The sequence below is a fragment of the Kurthia massiliensis genome, from assembly GCF_000285555.1.
Lineage (GTDB): Bacteria > Bacillota > Bacilli > Bacillales_A > Planococcaceae > Kurthia > Kurthia massiliensis.
This window is the reverse complement of sequence record NZ_HE611008.1, coordinates 20,677-26,290: the sequence shown is the minus strand read 5'-3', so window position 1 is coordinate 26,290 and position 5,614 is coordinate 20,677. Positions and strand designations below refer to the sequence as shown.

The 5,614-nt window shown below is 37.6% G+C and carries 5 protein-coding genes; 1 reads left to right on the top strand and 4 read right to left on the bottom strand.

Going from position 1 to position 5,614, the window contains the following annotated elements; translation table 11 throughout:
* Positions 1-1,638: 1,638 nt before the first annotated feature.
* The 4 genes from KMHG_RS16530 to KMHG_RS16510 form a co-directional block, all read right to left on the bottom strand.
* Positions 1,639-2,214 carry a hypothetical protein gene (locus KMHG_RS16530; RefSeq protein WP_010291233.1) on the bottom strand — a complete coding sequence of 192 codons (576 nt, stop codon included), beginning with the start codon at positions 2,212-2,214 and terminating at the stop codon, positions 1,639-1,641.
* 47 nt (positions 2,215-2,261) lie between these two features.
* A complete protein-coding gene (locus KMHG_RS16525; RefSeq protein WP_010291232.1) occupies positions 2,262-3,110 on the bottom strand; it encodes a DNA-processing protein DprA in 849 nt (282 codons plus the stop codon).
* A gap of 939 nt (positions 3,111-4,049) precedes the next feature.
* On the bottom strand, positions 4,050-4,412 hold the full coding sequence (locus tag KMHG_RS16515) for a hypothetical protein (RefSeq protein WP_010291230.1): 363 nt from the start codon (positions 4,410-4,412) through the stop codon (positions 4,050-4,052).
* Positions 4,400-4,633, bottom strand: a complete 234-nt coding sequence (locus KMHG_RS16510) for a hypothetical protein (protein WP_010291229.1) — start codon at positions 4,631-4,633, stop codon at positions 4,400-4,402. The genes KMHG_RS16515 and KMHG_RS16510 overlap by 13 nt, the downstream gene beginning before the upstream one ends.
* A gap of 201 nt (positions 4,634-4,834) precedes the next feature.
* Between KMHG_RS16510 and KMHG_RS19640 the strand changes: the two genes are divergently transcribed.
* Positions 4,835-5,581, top strand: a complete 747-nt coding sequence (locus KMHG_RS19640; protein WP_010291228.1) for a DUF3427 domain-containing protein — start codon at positions 4,835-4,837, stop codon at positions 5,579-5,581.
* The last annotated feature ends 33 nt before the right edge of the window (positions 5,582-5,614 follow it).

The following is a 5,614-nucleotide window of genomic DNA, read 5'->3' as shown; positions in this document are numbered from 1 at the left end:
GGGATTTTATTTGGGGGAGACGTTCCTAGGGGGAGGGGGCACGTCAGCCGACGCTCCGCTTTTTCGGCTTCCTTATTTGTTGTAGATCTGCGAAGTTGCCTACATAGTGAGCAGCGGGGCCTTGTAAACAGCTATGAACTCAGTGAACCGCATTACTTAGGAATGGATAAAACCCATGCTGTTGCATGGGTTTTCTTTATGTAACTGCATGGTTCGGCATCGCTTCTAGTAAACAATAATAAGACTGATCATGCCTGGAAGAATAAAGCCACGAAAACCGCGTGTCTTTATTCTTTTGAACCAGTCATGCTCAGTCTTTAAAAAAGTGTATGTGCGATGCCTCTCTCCTCATTCAATGTGAGCAGCTGAAAATATAGTGAACGATCATACAGAGAAAAAGGAAAAAACACGCACATCGCGGAAAACCACCGCGACACGCGTGTTTTTCTATTGAATTGGCACCGCAACAAAGTCGCTTCATTTTGGTGTCTACTGTCTGTCGGGCGGAGCCAACAAGTGTCTCCGCCATCGACATCCAGCAGCCCCCATTTTTATAGTGATCCGTGCGGTGCCTTGCGCTCATTATGGAATGCCGCCCAAAACTCAGGGATAAAGCATCGCAGTCAAAGTGTCAGCATGAGAAGTGCTTCTGATCACGTTGGAGCCAAATGTCTCCAACTTGTGATCATTCAGCCCTTCCATGTTCTAGAGACGGCTGCGATGCTAACCGCGAAAACAGTGTGTGATGGATTTGGAACTCCTTAAATTCTCGGCATTCTTAGTGAATGCCTGCGATTTACCGTTCCAAACCCATTAAAGTAATCTACCGCGCACTCAGTCGCCAATCTACTCAATATCCCCCAACATATAGTAACTTCCGTTAACAAAGTAAATGTGATTGAGAAAGGACTTGACACGGAGCCTCGATGGGCATGACTTGGGAGCTAGGAAGCCAGCTTTGAAAAAAAAGCTAGCTCCCTAATGGGAAGCATAGTATCATGCCCATTCTCAGCGTCAAGTCCTTTCTCAGTGAGGATTCCACAAAGATTGGCGCTCTCAAAATCTCAAAAAAGTGCGCGATGTACTCATTATTCAAAAAATCAATTTTGGCCCACAAATGCCATACAATCACGTTTCTACATTTGTATATACATGTTTCCACATATTTATATACAAATGTATATTTTTGCATAGATTCTTTTGTATCAGGGTTTAAAAGACTTTTAAACAAATTTCTACACGTTTATATACATATTTCTACATTTGTTTATATATTTTTTCACTCTTTTATTCTAATAGTAAAGAACAGTTATTAGATGGGGCTTATTGAAGAACGTTCTACTTTCGGTGACCTTTTCAAATTGCAAGGGAGAGTAGTATTTTTTTGCAAAGACCGTGCAAAAAAATCTCCACTCAGGCGCCCTTGCAATTTGAAATTTTTTGGGCTCAGGTGGCGGCACCACCCGAAGCGTACGAAAAAGAGAGGTTTTCAGATTTGGGTGAGTTGCAATATTATAGCCCAAAAAAACGGTATGCGTCGTCCAGATTTACTGGTTCTTTCGATGTTAACTGAACGCATCCCCCCTCGCACCGAAAAAGGGAGGGGAGGCACCCTTCCCTTAGCCTAGTGTACGCCTATTATTCATCGTCCTCTGCCAGCAGGTCGATGATACTTTTCTCTATATCGGGATTTTCAAAGAGATGCTCAAAGTCACTCATTTGCTCAGCAAATGCGCGGACTTCATCTGCCATCTGGTAGGCGGAGCGGAGTAGATCCTGATCAGTGTATTGTGGCGTAATTCGGCGGTCGCTGAGTAAGAGATCGCTCATCCAGAGATTTTCATCGAGGATATTGTACGCGATTTCTAACTCAATGGACGCATTATCTATGCACATCTTCTCTAGCGTTTTTGTCATTTTTAGATTTTCATGAAGGAAATGCACTGCATCGCTTTCAAGTTCTTGGATTTTAGATGCATAGAGTAGTTGGCGTTCCGCCACGAAAGGACGGATGGTGCTTAAACGCCACTGATCAAACTCTTCTTGTTCAACTAAACGCGCAGAGGCATAGACATATGTATTTCCTTCATCGTGTTGCGCAAATATAACGAGGTTATTTGGTTTTGCAAGCCCAGATCCTACACTTAGGTGGTGAATGCGCGCTTTCCCGTTTTCAGTTAAAATTTTTTCTTTATCAAAAATAGCTAAAATCATATTGATCTTCCTTTCTTTTAATAGAAAATGGTGCAAACATTGCACCATTAGACTTTTTGAGATTGGAGGCCGTAGTATGTGCGTGCGCCATACTCATTTTTGATTTTGCGTATGCCTGATGATTGATTGTTAAAGCAAAATAGTTGGCGGTTGAAGTCATGAGCAAAGCGAGCTGTATGCATCGTACCGCTTTTTTCTTTGCATTCCGCAATTATGACCAAACGGCTTAATGCAGCCACAATGCGATTACGTTCAATGAATTGGTACTTATGGATTTCTGGACGGTAAAAAGGCGTAATGGTAAGTCCGCCACTATTGGCGATTTTATTTGCTAAGTATGCATTTGAGCGTGGGTAAATGTCTGTGAGCGATGATGGGAGTACAGCGATCGTCTTGCCGCCGTTGGCTATTGTTGCTTTGTGTGCCTCGGTGTCAGTTCCTAAGGCTAGGCCACTGATTGTTGGGACTTCTCTAGTTGTGAGTTGTTTTATGAGATGATGGATATTTTCTACGGTGTCGTTACTTGGTTGGCGTGTGCCAACGACTGCTGTGAGTGCTGGCTGATTTAGGAGGCTTAGATCGCCTTTATAAAATAGAAACAGAGGTGGTTTCTTTATATTTCGTAGTTGTTGAGGATAGTGGGTGTCATATTGGCTGACGCACTTAATGCCATAATGTTGATGATTGCGAAGTATCTTTTTCACTCGCTCGTAGCTGCCGGCAACTCGCTTTGAGTCGCGCAGCAACTCTCGATCTTTGTCGGACAAAATGGCTATGTCGAGGTTTTCGTAAAGAAGTTTGCGGTATGTTTCCTGATCCGCGTTATGATAAAGCCAGTCTAGTGTTTTTCGGCTGATGCCGATGTCGTAAAACAGTAGTGTTAAAGCATTTTTCATAAGTATCACTCCTTGTTTTCTTATCCTTTCCACACGTATATTATAGCAGATTTTAGGATAAACGGGAACGTTTGTTCGTATTTTTAGATAAAAAAATATCCCACATTTTTTTGCGAGATTTTTGATTTTTCGGACCCCAAGACCTCGCCTCCTCAGCGCCGAAGTCCATAATAAAAATAAAAAGGCTATGAAAGAGCTGCTCGGCGGCGATGGCAGAGACAGCTTGCTGGCTCGCCCGCCTGCCGAGTAGATCTTGCAGAGCCTTCACCTTCACCCATTAAAAAATGGACGAGGCGCTGAGGAGGCGAAAGCATAAGAAAAGGGAACCCTTGTTCGTTTTTTAGGTAAAAAAATGTGAGGTTTTTGAGAAATGTTTACTTAAAATCTATTATTTCCTCTTTCTATTCTAATTTTTCATTTATATATAAAGCGTACTTCTTAATCTAAAAGACCGTTTATCCTTATAAATTGTGATATTTTAATTTTTATTAATTAAATTTGAGCAAAAAAAAAGAGCTTTCTCGACGTATAAAGCTGTTCCACTATATATTTCAATTATTTATTTGTGGTGGTGGTGATTACCTATCGCTTCTTTTTAAAAGAATTGATAGGATTTTACAATCTATATTAAGCTCAAGAAATAATATATTATGTCTGCATAATGTGATAAAACATTACAAAATCTAGGTATTTTTTCGAAGTTCTTAATATACATTGTATCACCACCCATCTAGTGATACTATCTAACACTAACACTAATAATATAAGTATAGACGCTTATATATCATACTAAATGACCATATCTTATTTGTCTACTCATAGCGACTATAATTATAAAATGCCGCCCCAGATCAACTTCCGGAGCGGCGTTTTTTCACTACTTTGCATATAAAGTTATTTAAAATTTGTATCATAGAAAAATTTTGGCTGCACCCAATTTTAATAAGGTAAATCGAAGGCACTAATCACAATTCCTAAGTTTGTACCAACTGATAATGCTACAAAATCTGGAAACATATCAACCTCATAAATATCGCTAGTAATATTATATTTACCTGTTTTATAAATGTTTTTCTCTAACTCTGTAACTCCATGCGTTTCAGGTAATTCTATTTTTTCCTTTTTAGGAAAAGACTTATTCATAACCTTTTTTGTTGGAATAGTAGCAAAATCATACTTAAAGTAGGTTTTCTTTATGCCAATGACTTTAGTACTGGATTTTAAATCTTTTAGAGAATCTACGTTTAGATAGTATCTAGTACCATTAACTATTTTCATATTGTCATAAGTTAAATTAAACATACTACTATCCAATTTTCCATCTGGATATAATTTTTTAGTTTTCCATAGGTCATGCCAATTTTCGCTTTATCTTCAGGAAGCTTTCCTTTTTTACTTAAATTTTTCACTTGAGTCATTGTAATCTTCTTCTTTGCATTTGCTTCCATTTCCGAACTAAATACATTGTCTGTAACTATATTAAATCCAAAAATAATTGCTATACTCAATAATATTTTCTTCATCAAATCCCTCCTCTTTCACCATACCAGCAAATGGAATAATAAGGAATGATAGATTAAGATCATAATTATTATATATATGATATAGGATCTTCCATTTAAATAAATTATATTTTATTCTATTATTTTCATTATAAGTAAAATAAGGTCAAATTTGAGAAAATAAGTTTATTATGTTAATTTCAAAGTATAGGAGGAATGTTTATGAGTTTCGAAGTTAACAAAAAATACACAAGAAAAGAAATAAAAGCTCTTATAGGCGCACCTGATCCAAATAATATAGGTGGAAACTGGACGACAGGTTACACTTCATTTAGTGATGAATATTTTATTTTTGCTAATATTAATGCGGCTGGTCGAACAGGCCATGATTATCCAAATATCCTCACAAAAGATGCTTTGTTTTGGTACAGTAAAGGAAACCATTCATTAAATACACCTACAATTCAAAACATGATAAGTGGTCAGTATAAAGTACATATTTTCACACGCGATAACAGTAATGATCCACACTTCATTTATCAAGGGTTAGGAATTCCAGCTAATTATGAAGATACTTCGCCCGTACATATTGAATGGAGTTTGATCGAGCCAACTACCATTAATGAAGTGACTAAAGCTACAATTGAACGAAAAAAATACATAGAAGGTGCTAAGAAAACTTCTACAGTAAATAGATATGAACGTAATAAAGATGCTCGCGAAGCTTGCTTAACACATTATGGATATGATTGCGTTGTGTGTGGTTTTAATTTTGAGAAAGCTTATGGAGAAGTTGGAAGAGACTTTATTCATGTACATCATGAAAAGGAAATTAGTTCGATTGGGGAATCTTATGTAGTAGATCCTATAAATGATTTAAAGCCTGTTTGTCCAAACTGTCATGCTATGCTGCATAAAAGAAGACCAGCATATAGTGTAAATGAATTAAAAGAATTTTTAAAAAAATAATAAGTGGACTAAAAAAAGTTGATCAAATAAGAT